This is a genomic window from Chryseobacterium sp. L12, from assembly GCF_056133985.1.
The window spans coordinates 20,140-37,274 of record NZ_JBVYOF010000034.1 but is presented as its reverse complement, the minus strand read 5'-3'; the positions used below and the strand labels follow the sequence as shown (position 1 = coordinate 37,274).

The window sequence follows — 17,135 nt, the reverse complement described above, 5'->3', positions numbered from 1 at the left end:
CTTCGTCATAATGCCTTTATAATTTTGCGCAAACAAAAACGAAATGCGTAGAGAGACTCAAAAAGTACTTCTGTTATCTGTTTTAGGATTGATAAGCCTCAATTTAACGGCGCAGCAGAAGGTAAAGAAAGATTCCATCAAAGAAATTGATGAGGTAGTGGTAACCGCTTTAGGAATTAAAAGGCAGGATAAGTCTTTAGGTTATGTGGCAGAAAAAGTAAATTCTGAAGTTTTTGAAAATATTCAGAACAATAACTGGGTTCAGGGTCTGGAAGGTCGTGTTTCCGGACTGAAGGTTCAGACAGCAGGAGCGGGACCTTTAGGTTCGGCAAGAATTACTCTGAGAGGTGAAAAATCTTTTTCATTGGATAATAATTATGCTCTTATTGTGGTAGATGGTGTTCCGCTGAGTAATTCAACGACAGGAACAGGAACAGCAGCGTATGGAGCTGGAACAGGTGGAGATTTACCAATCGATTTGGGAAATGGTTTAAACAGTATCAATCCGGATGATATTGAATCGGTTACGGTACTTAAAGGTGCGTCTGCAGCTGCCTTGTACGGTTCAAGAGCTGCCAACGGAGCTTTGATGATCACCACAAAATCCGGAAAAAGCAAAAATGGGAGACTCAGAGTTTCATTTAATTCTTCATTAAGTTTTGATTCTGTTTTAAAATGGCCGGATTATCAATACGAGTATGGACAGGGAACATTGGCGAAAAACTCGGCAGGAGAATTTTTCTATTCCTACGGAGCTTCTGCAGACGGTGTAAGTACAGGTGGAACCAGCAGCGCTTTCGGACCGAAATTTAACGGGCAGTATTACTTCCAGTATGATCCTACAGTTTTAGGACAGAGTAAAGAAAGGCAGCTTTGGAGACCATATCGTGATAATGTAAAAGGATTTTGGGAAACCGGAGTTACCTCATCCAACAATGTTTCTTTGGAAAGCAGCAATGATAAATCAAGCTTCAGAGCTTCATTAACGTATCTGGATAATAAATGGATGATGCCCAATACTGGTTTTGACCGTTTTAATGCTGCATTTTCATTCGATCATAAACTTACAGATAAGTTTAAAATTTCAACAAAATTCAATTACGCCAATACAAAGAGTGATAATCTCCCGGCAACAGGGTACAACAATCAGTCGATTTCATATTTTATGATTTTTCAGAATCCCAATGTAGATCTGGCTTGGTACAGACCTATCTGGAAGCCGGGACAAGAAGAAATAGATCAGATTCACCCATTCAGTTCGTTTATAGATAATCCTTACCTGATTGCTTATCATATGCTGAACGGAGTCGAGAAGAAAATGATCACAGGAAACATTACGGCTACTTACGATTTCAATAAAAATTTCAGTATGATGTTGAGATCAGGTATTGAGATACTGAATGAAGAGAGAACGACGAAAAGACCATACAGTTCAGCCAATTATCTAAAAGGGTTTTACAGGGAACAGTACATAAAAAATAATGAATTTAATAATGATGTGCTTTTCACGTACAAGCAAGATTTTGGTAAGTTTCATCTGAATGCCAATGCGGGAGGAAGTATTCGTTACAATGAATACGTGATGAATGACTATCGTGCAGAAGGTCTTAAAGTTGCGGGTGATTACAGTTTAAATAATGCCATTTCATTGATTACTAAAGTTCCGAGACCGAGTGACCAGCAGACCAACTCAGTTTACGGATTATTGAGTGCACATTATGATAATCTTATATTTTTGGACGTTACCGGACGAAATGACTGGAGCAGTACGCTTCCTGTACAATACAGATCTTTCTTTTACCCTTCGGTAAGTACCAGTTTTATTCTTTCTGATATTTTCAAATTATCATCTCCAAGTTTCAATTACTGGAAGTTAAGAGCTTCATGGGCGAAGGTTGGGGTGGCTGGACTTCCTTATCAGCTTGATAAATACTATACACCAAGTGATTTTGTGGGTTCTGTTCTCACACCGGGAACGTATCCCAATCCTCTGTTAAAGCCTGAAGATAATACCAATATTGAAGCCGGAATGGATTTTTCAGCATTGAAAAACAGATTAGGTTATAATATCACATTTTATCAGAACGATACCGAAAACCAGATTATTACTGTACCTACATTATGGGAATCAGGATATTCGAGTAGAATTATCAATGCCGGAAAAGTAAGAAACAGAGGTATCGAAATGAGCCTGAACGGACTTCCATTCAAATCTCAAAACTTTACATGGAATATTTCCGCAAACTGGTCGATGAACAGAAACAAGATTCTCACTTTACCACCAGAATTTGCAGGAGAAAGTTTCTATACTATTTCTACCGTTGCCGGAGTTTTGTATTACAATGCTGTTGTTGGCGGTTCTTTGGGAGATTTGTACGGATTCAAACTGGTAAGAAATCCAAATGGGGAAGTAGTTTATGATCCTGCAACAGGACTTCCTGCAAGACCTGACCGTGTAGAGAAAGTAGGAAATGCATTCCCGAAATGGAGAGCAGGTCTTCAGAATGATTTTAAAATTAAAAACTGGCAGATCAGCTTTTCGTTTGACGGTCAGTACGGCGGTGTAGCGTATTCTCAGACGCACCATAAAATGTCTGAACAGGGAAAGCTGCAGCATACTTTGGTTGGAAGGGATAACCCAGGCGGAACCATCGTAGGACAGGGAGTAATCCTGAATCCGGACGGAACTTACAGTCCAAATACAAAAGCGGTTGGTCTGTCTGCTTATTATGGCGATTATTACCGAAGAGCCAATGTGGAAACCAATACTTTTGATACATCATTTATCAAGTTGAGAGACGCAAGAATCGCTTATTCTTTTTCAAAAGATGTTATTGCTCCTTTAAAACTTACAGAACTTACTTTAGCCGTTTTCGGAAAAAATCTCTGGATGTGGACGAAGTTCCCGATGTTTGATCCTGAAGTTGCTGCTCTCAACGATTCTACCATTACTCCCGGCGCCGAAATCGGACAGCTTCCAACAGCAAGAACGGTTGGTTTTCAAGTTAATCTAAAATTTTAAGTATTATGAAAAAAATATTTTTATCTACCGCAATCGCATTATCTGTTTTGAGTTTAAACTCATGTGAGAGAAGTTTTGAGGAAATTAATACCGATACAAGCCGTATAAAAAGTCCATCGGTAGGAAGTTTTTTGATTCCTATTCAGTATGAAATGGGTTCTTACGGATACAACCGTGCTGATGATTTTACATTTGATATCATGCAGGTTGCTTTAGATTTTCCTAACGAAGGAAACACAATCAGCAGGTATTATCTTACCGAAAGCACAGGAAACGGATTCTGGAATACAAGCTACAAATGGCTCAAACAAGTCAAAGAATTGAATGAAGCCGCTAAAAAGGAAGACAATAAGAATTATCTTGCTATTTCTAAAGTTTTGAATGCGTGGATTATGGCTAATCTTACCGATGCGTTTGGTGATGTTCCCATGACGGAAGCATTAAAGCTGGAAGAAAATATCATGCGTCCGAAATATGACAGGCAGAAAGATATTTATTTGTTTTTGCTGAATGATCTTAAGGAAGCCAATGCACTTTTTGATACGACAAAAACATTATCGGAAGGCGATTTGTTTTTCCAGGCGCATTTAAATACGGCAGGAATCGTAAAATGGAAAAAATTCTGCAATTCACTTTCATTAAGACTTTTAACAAGGATTTTAAACCGAAACGGGGAGGTGAATGTTCATCAGAGAATAGCTGAAATAGTTAATGATCCTGTAAATTATCCAATATTTCAGAATAATGCTGATGGAGCAGTTCTGGATATTTCAGGAGTTGCGCCGCTGCTTCCGCCCATCGCAAGACCGCAGGATTTTACGGCATACAGGGCTTCGGGAGGATTTTTTACCCAGACTTTGGTAGATAACAACGATCCCAGATTGGGTATGTTTTTCACTCAGGCAAAATCAATTCCTGGGAATGCAAATATTGGTTACAAAGGTGCTCCTTCAGGTTATGCTTTGGGAACGACTTTTAATTATCAACCTTCAAATCTTAATCAGAATCTGGCGAAAGCTCCGCTGAAAATTCTGATCATGCCGTATGCTGAGCTTCAGTTTATTTTATCAGAATTAGCTTTTAAAGGAATTATTCCGGGAAGCGCACAGACTTTCTATGAAAACGGTGTAAAAGCAACGCTGGAACAATGGGGAACTACAATGCCTGCTAATTATTTTGCGAATCCGAAAGTGGCGTACAACGGAACTTTAGAAAGAATAATGCTTCAGAAATATGTGGGATTATTTTTTGTAGATCATCAGCAATGGTACGAACAACGAAGAACGGGTTTCCCTGTTTTGCCAAACAATGGCGGACTTTTCAATAATGGGAAAATGCCGCAGAGAATGATGTATCCTACGGTCACGAAGGTTCAGAATTACGATAATTACGTGATCGCATCCCAAAATATGGGCGGAGACAACATCAACACTAAAATGTGGTGGAACCAATAACTCCAATAATCAATTAAATCTAAAATGAAGATAAAATTATTAATGCCATGCATGTTCATTGCAGCAATGGCGTTTTCACAGACTTCTGTGTCAGGATATGTGTTTGAAGATTCAAATAAAAATCAGAAGAAGGAAAACCGCGAAAAAGGAATAGAAGGTGTTGCCGTTTCTAATGGAGTTCAGGTTGTTCTGACCGATAAAAATGGTCAATACAGCTTGCCAATTCAGGAAAATCAGACCATTTTTGTGATTAAGCCTTCCGGATTTATGACACCGGTGAACCAAAACAATCTTCCGCAATATTATTATCAGTATAAACCAAAAGGTTCGCCTGCTGATTTCAAATATAAAGGAACAGCTCCGACCGGAACGCTGCCGAAAGAACTCAATTTTGCTTTGTACAAGCAGAACGAAAATAAGAATTTTGACATTCTGGTATTCGGAGATCCGCAGCCGTATACAGAAAAACAGCTTGATTACTTTAAAAGGTCTATCGTAAATGAAGTGAAAAACACCAAAAAAAATGCTGTTCTGGGAATCAGTTTGGGAGATTTGGTGGGTGATGATCTTAGCCTGCAAAAACCGTATGCAGAAGTGATGCGCGAAATTGGTTTGCCTTGGTATAATGTAATGGGAAATCATGACATGAACTATGATGCGAAAGAAGATCAGTTCTCAGACGAAACTTTTGAAGCTAATTTTGGTCCTGCCAATTATTCTTTCAATTACGGAAATGTTCATTTTATTATCTTGGATGATATTCTTTATCCGGATCCGAGAGACGGAAAAGGATATTGGGGCGGATTTCGTGAAGATCAGCTGAAATTTATTGAAAACGATCTGAAGCTGGTTGATAAGAATAAATTGATCGTGGTTTCGCTTCACATTCCTTTGGAGCATAAAAGTGAAGATAATTTCAGAAATTCTGACCGTCAGAAATTGTTTGATTATCTGGCTCCGTTTCAGAATGCATTGATTTTATCGGCTCATACCCACATTCAGCAGCAGATTTTTTATGGTAAACAAGCCGGCTGGAAAGGCTCTAAAGATTTGCATGAATATAATGTAGGAACTACCTGTGGTGACTGGTATTCGGGAACTGCCGATGAAGACGGTTTACCGACTTCTACCATGAGAGATGGTACGGCAAAAGGGTATTCTTTTATCAGTTTCAGCGATAATCAGTATAAAGTAAAATACAAAACAGCAGGAAAACCGGAAGATTATCAGATTCAGCTCTACGTTCCGAAAGTGATTCCTCATCCGTCTAAAACTTCTGCAAAAATTCTGGCTAATTTCTTCATGGGAAGCAAAAAAGACAAGGTAGAATACAGGATTGACGGCGGAAAATGGGAAGAAATGGATTATAATGAAACCATTGATCCCAACTTTGCATTATCTGTTTTCAAATGGGACACTGCTCCTGCTATCCTTACAGGACGAAGACCTTCCAATCCTGAAGCTTCAAAACATATCTGGATGGCAGATTTTCCGAAAAAACTTTCTTTGGGGAAACACAAAGTGGAGGTAAAAGCAGTCGATATGTACGGAAACGAATCTTCTGCATCAGCAGATTTTGAAGTACAAAACGCAGTCCTTATCCCTTAAATTTCAATTTTTTACTATACTTTCAACGAAACCGGTTCTGTATGAGAATCGGTTTTATTTTTCCTCCTTTTCTAAATTAACCTGAGTTCGGGATAACATTATATAAAACGTAAAGCTAAACAAAAGTATTAATCACATGATTTTAAAGATTTAAGATATACAAAGGCGTATAACTTATCGAAGTAATACAAAATTCTTGTATTACTTTGATAAACGAAGTGGCATTGTTTAGCTTGAAAGCATTTCAAAAAAGTAATATTTCTTTGTTTTTCCTTGCGATAAAATAATTTTATTTTGAAAATCAGTCAATTAAAATACCGCTTATCCCGAGTTCACGTTAAATTATTAATTTTAACGCAGATAAGGCTAAAAGTAAACAAATAATCATCTAAAAATAAGTTGAAATTTTATCCAGAACAAGTTCATCATAATCAGATACCACAACATCTGCCAAATCATAGGTTTGATTCACAGAATGCAGGCTCCTATAAGCGGCACAAAAAATCTCTGCTCGTTTTGCTGCCAAAATTCCGTTGGTGGAATCTTCAATCACCATACAGTTTTCTATAGGTTGATTCGCCATTTCAGCAGCTTTTAGGAAAATTTCAGGATGAGGTTTAGATTCCTGCAAATCTGCACCGCTTATTTTTCCACTGAAATATTTTTCAAGACCGAATTTTTCAAAAACCATATTGATGGTCGTCATTGTTGCCGAAGAAGCTAAAATTAATGTGATTCCGTTTTGATGATAATGTTCGATCAGTTTTCTTACACCGGGAATCAGATCAAATTCTTTATCGTTATAAAAATAATCTTTAAAATGACTTCTTTTCATTGCCGCAATATCTTCATGCGAATGAGAAAGATTAAATTCACCGATTAAAGTTTCGCAAACTCTCTTGGTAGAAGCTCCTGTGAAAGAGGTATAAAGTTTTTCAGAAACATTGACTTCCAATTGATCAAATGTCTTGAAATACGCTTTTCTGTGCAGTGGTTCTGTATCTACAATAACGCCATCCATATCGAACAGCACAGCTTTTAATGACATAAAAATTTATTTGTGCAAAAATAATGTTTTATAATTTAAGGATTGGTGATTTTTGAAAACGGAATTTTTCTACTGATTTGTGTGAAGTTAAAAGTTACGATTAAGATATTTGGATTTGTAGTTCTTTAAATTCGGTTTTCTAACGTTTTGCAGCTTGACGAATGTGGGGATTTTTGGCACTGAACTTCAATAGAAATACCAAAGTTCAAATATAGTAAAAAGTACAATATAATTACTTCAGCCCTGCTTTTGGCAAACCCTTATTAGCTGTTGCCCTTTTGTTTTCACGCTGTTTCTTCGATTATATTCATCATCATATTGTAATGTCCTTCGTGTTTGGTCAATATAAATATATCTTTAAAAACCTTTTTGTAAGTTTCTACTGTTCTGTCTTGAAGTTCAACAAATAAATCGTCATTTATGCTATGGGAACCGTCATTAATCCACGAAATTAGAGAACGACAAATTTCTTGTTCTTCTTTTGTTGAAAATTTAAGAATTAAATCATCATCTCCATATTTACCAAGTAGCTTAAAATAATTTTCAATTATTCTTCGCATTATGTTTTGGACTGTCAGTGTTGATTTTACATTTTCATTTTTCAATTCTTGCCATAAGAGTTCGTATGATGATTGAATTGGATTGTCCATTTTGAAACTCTGCAAAGTTGTAATCTTGTCGTTTTTCCTTAAAATCCAAAAGTTTGTATTGTTACAAGTTTTTGTCCGCCCGTCAATGAAAGAAACTTCTTTGTGAAAATATACGTTGTGCGTTAAGAGAATTAGCTGTTTTACATTTCCAATATCTGCTTTTACGTTTTTAACAATGTCTTTGATAAGCGTACTGACAACAAATAAAACGTTACTGTCTAAACTAGAAATTGGGTCATCAATTACTAAAATTCTTTCACTGCTTACTTCTTCTTCCGAAATGCCACCTTTTGTCAATTGTAAATAATACAAAAAGGTGATAAATGTAATTTCTCCTTCACTCAGAGTTGTTTCTGCAATAGAACCATCTTCCCGTTGAATTTGATAAAATCCATCTTCTTGTGTAGGAACTATTTCAAAATTCAAAAATCCGTAGGATTTTAGTATTCTGTTTATTTCATCAATAGTAGGTTGAATACTCGTGACATTCTTATTTAGATTTTTTATTTCACTATCTAATTTCCGGTATTCGTCTTGTTTTGCTCTGTGTTGAGTTTCTAAATTGGTAATACCTTTCTCTAAACCATCTTTTTTGTTACTGAATGATGTTGTGTCGGTTCTGTGTTCTTCAACTAAGAACTTCCAAATCGACTTTATTAGATTGCTTTTTTCAGTTGGATAGTTAGTTACAATGCTATTATGCTTTTTTATTTCAGTATTTGCTTCCTTAACTAGTTCAGCGAGTAAATCTGTTTGTTCTTTTATTGAGATTAATTCAATGCTTCTACTTGGCTCTTTAATTTTATTGTTTAGATACTCGTTATTTGTAGTGTTTTGACTTATCAATGTTTTCAAGTAAGCCGAAAATTTGTCAATGTCAAGTTTTGTATTGCCGAAAGCTTTTTGATTAACTTCAATACCATTCAAAACATTTATGATGTTGGAAGTTAAAGTATTATATTCTTGTTTTAATTCTTTGAGTAGTTTGATGTCATTCAAATACGTTTCGTCAAAAAAACTTTCTATTTTCTTTTTAAAATCATCAGTAATTGTTTCTTGCTGACAAAAAGGACAGGTTGTATCTTCAATATATTCCCTACCTTGGTTGACCCAATCATTGATATTTAGTTTTTGAATTAATTTGGCAATATCAACATCGGCTTTGCCGACTATGATTTTTTTCCAAATTTCTTTCTGTTCAATTTCTATTACTCTTTCAAATGAAATTTCGCTTATTTCATCTATTCTTTGTGGTTGTTCGCCAAATATTGTTTCTGCTTTAGCGGTTAAACTTTTAAGCGTTTCTAATTGAGCATTATTGCTAGTAAATTCTTGAAGAAGTTTATTTTTGAAAGGTTCTTTTTGATGTGAACCATAAGCTTCTTTGAAAATGTTTTCATACTTCTTGTACACTTTTGTCCAAGTTGTTTCTTTAAAATCATTTTCTAATTTTTCTTTATCTCTTTTTTGTTTGTCTAACGTTTCACGTTTTTGTATTCCGTCAGCTTTAATTGTTTTAAGGTTTTCAGATTTAATTTCAATTTCTTTGATTTGGTCGGCAGTTGCTTCTCCAAGTGTAAAAACTCCATTTAGTTTTCCCTTTCCGAAGTTTCTCTTTCTAAATTCCTTGTTGTAAACCAAAACATTTAATGGCAAAGCATTTTGCCAAGTCAATGTGCAATTATAAAATTTAGGGTCTGATTTGTCGTGTACTAAATTTGAAATTGTAGTTTTCCCACAGCCATTTGCTCCATATATAAAATTTATCTTTTTTAAGTCGTCAAATTGCACACCTATGTTGTCATAAGTGGCTACATTTTTTATGTTAATCGATTTTATCATTTCTGCAATTGTTTTGGCTTCGGAGTTTGGTTTATTTAGGATGACAGCTAACATTTTGATTGACGCACTACACCAATCCAAATTATAATTTCAAATATAAAAAAACAAATCCAACAACAATTACGGTTTCCCATAATCGAATTTTTATTTACAAACTATCATCCCAATAAGGTTTGAATTCTCCGGCACTGCTAAGTCTTACCACCAGAAAATCTGTTCCTCCGGCAACAGGTCTTGCAATTTCTCTGTTTGCGGAGTTTGAAAATCCTGTGACAATATAATCTCCATTGGCCTCCTGAATAATTGAATTGCATTGATCGTTACCGTTTCCTCCAATGTTTTTATTCCACTGTATAACACCGGTGTTGTTAACTTTAACGATCCAGAAATCCATAAGACTGTGATTGCTTACTACATCGCCGTCATTGGATGTACTGCTGCCTCCGATAGCGTATCCTCCGTCTGATGTCTGGATTACAGAATATGCACGATCATCTCCCGTTCCGCCGTATGTTTTTTGCCATTGTATATTTCCGGATTCGTCTATTTTTAATAACCAGAAATCGTATGAACCATGATTGGAGGTGATGTTGCCATCGTTAGAATCAGTGTATCCTGCTGCTACATAGCCTCCATCAGAAGAAGAGATTATTTGCGTACAAATTTCAGTGTTGCTTCCGCCGTAGGTTCTCTGCCATTCCACAGTTCCCGAAGCGCTGAGTTTTGTAATAAAAAAATCTGGAAATCCGTTGGGTGGATAAGTGTAGCCGGAAATAATGAATCCGTTAGTAGAAGAATTGATGATAGAAAGGGAACTTTCCGTGCTGGAAGTACCAACAGATTTTTCCCAAAGTATATTTCCGGTATTGTCGAGTTTCACGATCCAGAAATCATGTCCGCCCAGATTTCCTGTTACGTTTCCGTTGTTTGAGCTGGATTGTCCTGTAACAGCGTATGTTCCGTCTGGGCTCTGAATGATAGAATATGCCATATCATTTCCGGAACCTCCGTATGTCTTTTGCCATTGTAAATTTCCTGACGCATCAATTTTTACTACCCAGTAATCATAATCTCCCTGATTTAAAGAAATGTTTCCATCATTGGAAGACGTATTCCCGGTTATGGCATATCCTCCGTCTGAGGTTGTAATGATGCTTCTTGCCTGGTCGTCTCCGCTTCCTCCAAAAGTTTTCTGCCATTGCAGATTTCCTTTTTTGTCAAATTTTGTCACCCAAAAATCCTGATTTCCCTGATGACCTGTCACATCGCCGTTCGATGAGGTGGTGCTTCCTGCTGCTATATGTCCTCCGTCCGCTGTTTTTACTGCTGAATAGGCGAGTTCCGTGGCGGTTCCGCCAAACATATTTCTCAATTCTTTTAAAGGAAATATGGGAGTTCCGGACATTTGTGCATTGAAAAGGCAAAATTGACCAAACAAAACCACCAGAGCAATAAGCTTATTTTTATTTTTCATGATTTTGCTTCTGTTTATAGTCCTCTTACACAATACACATAAACAATATCTCCTATCACTAAGAAGGTATAAAGTGTATGGGTATTCGCTATCGTTGTGTTATTGTTTACTGATTTAAATGTAAAACCGGAAGATGTAAAATTTGAATTTCCGCTGATCGTACCTCTCACACTCAGTGTATAAGTACCGCCGTCTTTGATATTGTTTAATGTAAACGCTCCTGCGCTGGCTGATGTATAGGCAAGATTACTCTTTGAAAAATCTATGATATTGCTGCTGCCTGCATTGTATGCAGATTTATTGGTTGATGAGCCGTCAACTTCCAGTTTAGATGTTGGAGAAATGGTTCCAAGTCCTACTTTGCCGTCATTGGTGATGATAAAATCATTGGTTTGTTGAGCGGCATTGGGTATTCCTGCAGAAGGATTGTCTTTTGCTGCATCCACATGGAATATTCCCGAAGGAGACTGAGTGTTGATCCCTACTTGAGAATATAGGAAAATGCCTGAGAAACTAAATAAGAGAGTACAGATTTTAATCATAAGATTTTGAATTATTTTTTTTGCGTATGTTGTTATTTGTTTTTATGAATTCGGCTTTTCTTCAGAGATATAAATTATTTATTAGCATGAAACTCTTTGTAAAATTGCTGCAAAGAGATGGTGAGAAACAGTCTTTTAAAAATTTGTGTAAACAAATAGTGATTTTTTATTGTAAATTTTTTTGAAAAAAATGATCATATACAATTATGATGCTAATCATATTTAATAATAATGCTTTTTTTGCAAATTTATAGTTTTTTCTAATTATTAATTGAAGTTCTTTCCTAATATGTTGGTTTTATAAGTTGCTAAAACATGATCAGCTTAAATCAAAAGATGAAAAAAGCAAAAAATCATTCTGAATAAGGAAATATTCTAAGTTTCAATTTTATAAATAAACTCTCCGAAGTTCCGCAGTCAGCCAATCTCCCAACTTCTTTGTATCTTTGGCGAAATCTTTTAATATTTAAATCATTTAATTTTTTAATTATAAATTATGAAAACATACGCAGGAATTCCTGAAGAGAATGCTTCGTTGGAAAATTCAAAAGTAGTTTTGGTAACCGTTCCTTACGACGGAACTTCAACCTGGGGAAAAGGCGCAGACAAAGGTCCGGAATTGTTTCTGGATGCTTCTGAAAACATGGAACTGTACGACATTGAAACAGGAACAGAACCTTATCTTGAAGGAGTTTACATGGCGGGAGAAGTTTCTGAAAACTCAAGTCCTGAAGCCATGACTGAAGCGGTTTATCAAAAAACAAAAGAACTTTTGGCAACCGATAAATTGTTTACACTTTTTGGTGGAGAACATTCTGTTTCTATCGGTTCGATTCGTGCAGTTGGAGAGAAATTTGAAAATCTTACGGTTTTACAGTTAGATGCGCATACAGATCTTCGTCCGGAATTCCATGGTTCTACTTCTAATCACGCTTGTGCGGTTTTTGAAGCAAACCAGAAGCATAATCTGGTACAGGTGGGAATTCGCTCGATGGATGTTGAAGAAACTGAATATTTACCGGAAGGAAGAGTGTTTTTTGCTCACGAAATTGCCAATAACGAAAACTGGGTAAATGATGTATTAGAAAAAGTTTCGGGTAACGTTTATATTACCATCGATTTAGATGCTTTTGATCCTTCCATTGCACCATCTACAGGAACTCCGGAACCAGGTGGTTTACAATGGTATCCGACTTTGGAATTGTTAAGAAAAGTTTTTGAAAAATGCAATGTTGTTGCCTTTGATATTGTTGAATTGATGGATTCTGCGTATTCTAAACCAAGTGCTTTCTTAGCTGCAAAGTTATATTATAAAATGTTGGCATATTACCACATCAACAGAGATTAAAATTCCGCAGGAAACGGATTTTTTCTTCGGATTTTTATTTGGAAATTTGTGATGTAAAACAAATGAAAATGTCTGTACAAGATCAAATAGATTACCTGAGAATTGCGAAAGCGATAGACTATATCCAGAGCAACTTTAAACTTCAGCCTAATCTGGATGAGGTGGCGGAGAAAGTAAATCTGAGTCCGGCTCATTTTCAGAAAATATTTACAGATTGGGCAGGAACAAGTCCGAAAAAATTTTTGCAGTTCATCAGTCTGGAACATGCAAAAAGTTTATTGAAAGAAGAAAAAGCGACTCTGTTTGATGCTGCATTAGAAACCGGACTTTCAAGTACAAGCAGATTACATGATTTGTTTGTGAATATTGAAGGAATGTCTCCTGCAGAATATAAAAACGGCGGCAAAAACCTGAAAATCAATTACAGTTTTTCCGAAAGTCCTTTTGGTGAAATCATTACCGCTTCTACCGAAAAAGGAGTCTGTTTCATGGCTTTCACCGAAAATAAAGAAAATGCATTGAGAGATTTAGTCAATAAATTTCCCAATGCATCTTTTTTTGAAAAACAGGATGAGTTTCAGCAAAATGCTTTATCTATTTTTACAAAAGACTGGTCAGAACTTAGAGCAATAAAACTTCATCTTAAAGGAACAGATTTTCAACTCAAAGTCTGGGAAAGTTTATTAACGATTCCTATGGGAAAACTGTCGACTTACGGAAATTTAGCCAGAGAAATCGGAAGTCCGAAAGCATCAAGAGCAGTGGGAACAGCAATTGGCAGTAATCCTGTTGCTTTTTTGATCCCTTGTCACAGAGTGATTCAGTCAACCGGAAAAATAGGAGGGTATATGTGGGGAAGCGACAGAAAACGAATGATGATTGGCTGGGAAAGTGCGAAAATTTATTCTGATAAGTTGATTTAGAAAAATTTGCAGTTTTTTTGTCATTCTGTAAGAATCTAAGTAATATCCTACACAAAAATTGGTGCTATTGCCAAATGAAAAATCTTTAACAGGTAATTAGTTTTAATATGAATAATCTATTCGACGACACACAAGATTTTCCCATCAATATTCTCCCGAAAGACGGAGTAACAGAATACTATGGAAAGATTTTTTCTGACGAAGAATGCGAAAAATATTACCAATATTTATTCAACCAAATTCCGTGGGAAAATGATGAAGCCGTGATTTTCGGAAAGCTTATTTATACCAAAAGAAAAGTGGCATGGTTTGGTGAAAAAGAATTTGAATATACGTATTCTAACCGCACGAAATATGCAAAACTATGGACTCCGGAATTACTGGAACTAAAACAAAAATGCGAAAAAGTTTCGGGTGAAAAATACAACTCATGCCTTCTCAATTTATATCATGACGGTAGCGAAGGAATGGCTTATCACAGTGATGCCGAAAAAGATCTGAAAAAACACGGAGCAATTGCTTCTCTTACTTTCGGAGCTGCAAGAAAATTCTCCTTTAAACACAAAGTATCAAAAGAAAGAATCGATATTCTGTTAGAAAACGGAAGTTTACTGGTCATGAAAGGGACAACTCAGGAAAACTGGCTTCATCGATTGCCACCCACAACAAAAGTGAAAACGCCAAGAGTTAATCTGACTTTCAGAACAATTGAAGAATAAGCCATATTTGGTTTGAATAAATCCAAAAGGTTTGGGAACTTATGCGCATAATCTGAAAATCGCTAATTTTACCTGATGAAAAAGATTTTTTTCCTTTTTGCGATAATAATTTCGGGTAGTGTATTCTCTCAACAGTCAACAATTTTCAAAATCAAAAAGTACAGAGTTGCTGAATTAAACGAAAAGATTCAGGAAACTTCAGGATTAAATATTTTCGACACAAAATTATACACTTTCAACGACAGCGGAAATACTCCAGAAATCTTTGAATTGGATCCCAAAACCGGTGAAATGGTCAGCAGTTTTAAAATCAATGCTGAAAATAAAGACTGGGAAGCTCTTACCAATGATGGAAAAAACTTCTACATTGGAGATTTTGGCAACAACGCAGGAACAAGAAAAGATCTGAAAATTTATCAGGTATCTTTTTCGGATAATGCTGTTCAGGACGATTCTATTAAGATTATTGCCTTTGAATATCCCGAACAAAACGATTTTTCCTCCAAAAATGGCTCAACTGATTTTGATGCGGAAGCCATGATTTATCTTAATGGTAAAATTCACCTCTTTACCAAAGAATGGTCTTCAAAAGCAACTTCTCATTATGTCATTGATCCCGAAACTTCAGGCAAGCAAAAAGCCATAAAACTTGAAGCTTTCAAAACCAATTTTTTGGTAACGGATGCTTCTTATTTCGATAAAAAGTTATATTTAATCGGCTATACAAAGAAAACCGAAGTTTTTCTGGAAATTTTTAATGAAACGAAGCAAGGAGTTTTTTTTAATGAAAATCCTAAGCGATATTTTCTAGGCAGTGCTTTGTCAATTGGTCAGATTGAAGGAGTTGCCGTGGACGAAAACGGAATCTATATTTCCGGAGAAAAATTCCGTTCCCCGCTCGGTGGCGAAAAGCAAAGTCTGTATTTTATTCCGAAAAATAAACTGAAATAGTGATTGATGAGTATGAAGCTCCGTAGGAGCGAACTGTTAATTAAATTTTTGCCACACTAATTTTGAGCATTAAACCGGACTTTCAAATTAATTTATGTTAAAATTGCCCGAAAACGATTATCTTTGTGGGAATTAATCAACAATCACCCATCATTCTTACTTCGTGGCAAACATTGTAGAAGAAATCAAACGACCCATCAATGAGGAAATGAAACTTTTCGAGGAGAAGTTTTACGAATCTATGCAGAGCAAAGTAGCTTTACTGGATAAAGTGACCCGTTTTATCGTTACGACAAAAGGGAAGCAGATGCGCCCGATGTTTGTGTTTCTATGTGCTAAACTCATTGGTGATGTTAATGAGAAAACCTATCGCGGAGCTTCGATGATTGAGCTGATTCACACGGCAACCTTGGTGCATGACGATGTGGTTGACGAAAGTTTTAAAAGGCGAAATTTCTTTTCTATCAATGCATTATGGAAAAATAAAATAGCCGTTTTAGTAGGTGATTTTCTGCTTTCAAAAGCGGTTTTACTGTCTACAGATCATAAAGATTACGATTTGCTTTCCGTGATTTCCAGAACAATCAGAGAAATGTCCGAAGGTGAGCTGCTTCAGTTGGAAAAAGCCAGAAAACTGGATATTACGGAAGAGGTTTATTACGAAATTATCCGACAGAAAACAGCTACTTTAATTGCTGCATGCTGCGAAATAGGAGCATTATCAAACGGAGCAGATGAAAGTCTGGCAAAAAAAATGATGGATTTCGGGACTTTTACCGGAATGGCATTCCAGATCAAAGATGATCTTTTTGATTATCTGAGTTCAAATGTTATCGGAAAACCTGTCGGAATTGACATCAAAGAACAGAAAATGACTTTGCCATTGATTCATACTTTGAAAACTGCCAATGAAACCGACCGGAAATATTATTTTAATACGATAAAACGTTACAACAACGATCAGAAAAGAGTAAAAGAGCTGATTGCTTTTGTGAAAAGTTCCGGAGGTCTGGATTATGCTATTAAAGTAATGAAAGATTTTCAGCAGAAAGCAAAAAATATTCTCGACGAATTTCCTGATTCCGAACCTAAAAAATCACTGAATCTGATGTTGGATTATGTGATCGAAAGGAAATTTTAGATTAAATAATTTTCATTGTCACGATAATAACTGCTAAAACTATGCAAAATAAAGCAGTTAAAAATAAATAATCCGCAATAGTTTCAAATCTGTTTCTGAGCTTGTCTTTAGCCGCGCGTATAGACAGAAAAGAGAAAAAGCAGCTGAATGCAAAAAGTAAGCATGCAATTCCTGCAAATTCATCCAGATGAGTACTGTAGCTGACTTTTGATATTTTGAGTGACGTGATAATCACCAGAGAAAATCCTAAAAGATTGCTGGATGCATTCAGAATATGACCCGATTTCTTTTCCATGTTACAATTTTATTCTAAGATAATCACAAAAATTTTTATTATCAAATTTTTAAAAAATATTATTGAAAATTAAAATTAATTTAAAAAGTGTATATTAGCAAAATACTTCAAAATAAAA

13 protein-coding genes are annotated in these 17,135 nt (G+C 35.8%); 8 read left to right on the top strand and 5 right to left on the bottom strand.

Annotated features, from left to right (window positions below):
- Nucleotides 1–43: 43 nt before the first annotated feature.
- The 3 genes from AC0NBN_RS16285 to AC0NBN_RS16275 are packed head-to-tail and all read left to right on the top strand — an operon-like array spanning nucleotide 44 to nucleotide 6,084.
- Complete coding sequence (locus AC0NBN_RS16285; RefSeq protein WP_160812941.1) at nucleotides 44–3,022, top strand: SusC/RagA family TonB-linked outer membrane protein; 2,979 nt, start codon at nucleotides 44–46, stop codon at nucleotides 3,020–3,022.
- Nucleotides 3,023–3,027: 5 nt separating this feature from the next.
- Nucleotides 3,028–4,476: a SusD/RagB family nutrient-binding outer membrane lipoprotein gene (locus AC0NBN_RS16280; RefSeq protein ID WP_160812940.1), complete on the top strand. Its 1,449-nt coding sequence runs from the start codon at nucleotides 3,028–3,030 to the stop codon at nucleotides 4,474–4,476.
- 24 nt (nucleotides 4,477–4,500) lie between these two features.
- Nucleotides 4,501–6,084 carry a calcineurin-like phosphoesterase C-terminal domain-containing protein gene (locus AC0NBN_RS16275; protein WP_160812939.1) on the top strand — a complete coding sequence of 528 codons (1,584 nt, stop codon included), beginning with the start codon at nucleotides 4,501–4,503 and terminating at the stop codon, nucleotides 6,082–6,084.
- Between the two features lie 388 nt (nucleotides 6,085–6,472).
- On the opposite strand, the gene AC0NBN_RS16270 is transcribed toward AC0NBN_RS16275, so the two are convergent.
- From AC0NBN_RS16270 to AC0NBN_RS16255, 4 genes are all read right to left on the bottom strand, one after another.
- Complete coding sequence (locus AC0NBN_RS16270; RefSeq protein WP_160812938.1) at nucleotides 6,473–7,132, bottom strand: HAD family hydrolase; 660 nt, start codon at nucleotides 7,130–7,132, stop codon at nucleotides 6,473–6,475.
- A 284-nt stretch (nucleotides 7,133–7,416) separates the two neighbouring features.
- On the bottom strand, nucleotides 7,417–9,678 hold the full coding sequence (locus tag AC0NBN_RS16265; protein ID WP_160812937.1) for an ATP-binding protein: 2,262 nt from the start codon (nucleotides 9,676–9,678) through the stop codon (nucleotides 7,417–7,419).
- A gap of 94 nt (nucleotides 9,679–9,772) precedes the next feature.
- Nucleotides 9,773–11,098 carry a T9SS C-terminal target domain-containing protein gene (locus AC0NBN_RS16260; protein WP_160812936.1) on the bottom strand — a complete coding sequence of 442 codons (1,326 nt, stop codon included), beginning with the start codon at nucleotides 11,096–11,098 and terminating at the stop codon, nucleotides 9,773–9,775.
- A 14-nt stretch (nucleotides 11,099–11,112) separates the two neighbouring features.
- Entirely contained in the window at nucleotides 11,113–11,640 is a 528-nt protein-coding gene (locus AC0NBN_RS16255; protein ID WP_160812935.1) for a hypothetical protein, read from the bottom strand.
- Between the two features lie 496 nt (nucleotides 11,641–12,136).
- Between AC0NBN_RS16255 and speB the strand changes: the two genes are divergently transcribed.
- From speB to AC0NBN_RS16230, 5 genes are all read left to right on the top strand, one after another.
- Entirely contained in the window at nucleotides 12,137–12,988 is an 852-nt protein-coding gene (speB, locus tag AC0NBN_RS16250; RefSeq protein WP_160812934.1) for an agmatinase, read from the top strand.
- A gap of 68 nt (nucleotides 12,989–13,056) precedes the next feature.
- Nucleotides 13,057–13,911 (top strand): bifunctional helix-turn-helix domain-containing protein/methylated-DNA--[protein]-cysteine S-methyltransferase, encoded by an 855-nt coding sequence (locus AC0NBN_RS16245; RefSeq protein WP_160812933.1) that lies wholly within the window; start codon nucleotides 13,057–13,059, stop codon nucleotides 13,909–13,911.
- Nucleotides 13,912–14,018: 107 nt separating this feature from the next.
- Entirely contained in the window at nucleotides 14,019–14,630 is a 612-nt protein-coding gene (locus tag AC0NBN_RS16240; protein WP_160812932.1) for an alpha-ketoglutarate-dependent dioxygenase AlkB, read from the top strand.
- 75 nt (nucleotides 14,631–14,705) lie between these two features.
- Nucleotides 14,706–15,581, top strand: coding sequence for a hypothetical protein (locus AC0NBN_RS16235; protein WP_160812931.1), 876 nt, complete (start codon nucleotides 14,706–14,708; stop codon nucleotides 15,579–15,581).
- A 163-nt stretch (nucleotides 15,582–15,744) separates the two neighbouring features.
- Nucleotides 15,745–16,722, top strand: coding sequence for a polyprenyl synthetase family protein (locus tag AC0NBN_RS16230; protein WP_143884356.1), 978 nt, complete (start codon nucleotides 15,745–15,747; stop codon nucleotides 16,720–16,722).
- Between the two features lies 1 nt (nucleotide 16,723).
- Here the strand turns inward: AC0NBN_RS16230 and AC0NBN_RS16225 are convergent, their stop codons facing one another.
- On the bottom strand, nucleotides 16,724–17,017 hold the full coding sequence (locus AC0NBN_RS16225) for a hypothetical protein (RefSeq protein ID WP_160812930.1): 294 nt from the start codon (nucleotides 17,015–17,017) through the stop codon (nucleotides 16,724–16,726).
- Between the last annotated feature and the right edge of the window lie 118 nt (nucleotides 17,018–17,135).

Coding starts and splice junctions, on each gene's coding strand:
- AC0NBN_RS16235 (WP_160812931.1), top strand. CDS start 14,706: ATGAAAAAGATTTTTTTCCTTTTTGCGATAATAATTTCGGGTAGTGTA.
- AC0NBN_RS16260 (WP_160812936.1), bottom strand. CDS start 11,098: ATGAAAAATAAAAATAAGCTTATTGCTCTGGTGGTTTTGTTTGGTCAA.
- AC0NBN_RS16265 (WP_160812937.1), bottom strand. CDS start 9,678: ATGTTAGCTGTCATCCTAAATAAACCAAACTCCGAAGCCAAAACAATT.
- AC0NBN_RS16285 (WP_160812941.1), top strand. CDS start 44: ATGCGTAGAGAGACTCAAAAAGTACTTCTGTTATCTGTTTTAGGATTG.
- speB (WP_160812934.1), top strand. CDS start 12,137: ATGAAAACATACGCAGGAATTCCTGAAGAGAATGCTTCGTTGGAAAAT.
- AC0NBN_RS16225 (WP_160812930.1), bottom strand. CDS start 17,017: ATGGAAAAGAAATCGGGTCATATTCTGAATGCATCCAGCAATCTTTTA.
- AC0NBN_RS16245 (WP_160812933.1), top strand. CDS start 13,057: ATGTCTGTACAAGATCAAATAGATTACCTGAGAATTGCGAAAGCGATA.
- AC0NBN_RS16275 (WP_160812939.1), top strand. CDS start 4,501: ATGAAGATAAAATTATTAATGCCATGCATGTTCATTGCAGCAATGGCG.
- AC0NBN_RS16280 (WP_160812940.1), top strand. CDS start 3,028: ATGAAAAAAATATTTTTATCTACCGCAATCGCATTATCTGTTTTGAGT.
- AC0NBN_RS16270 (WP_160812938.1), bottom strand. CDS start 7,132: ATGTCATTAAAAGCTGTGCTGTTCGATATGGATGGCGTTATTGTAGAT.
- AC0NBN_RS16240 (WP_160812932.1), top strand. CDS start 14,019: ATGAATAATCTATTCGACGACACACAAGATTTTCCCATCAATATTCTC.
- AC0NBN_RS16255 (WP_160812935.1), bottom strand. CDS start 11,640: ATGATTAAAATCTGTACTCTCTTATTTAGTTTCTCAGGCATTTTCCTA.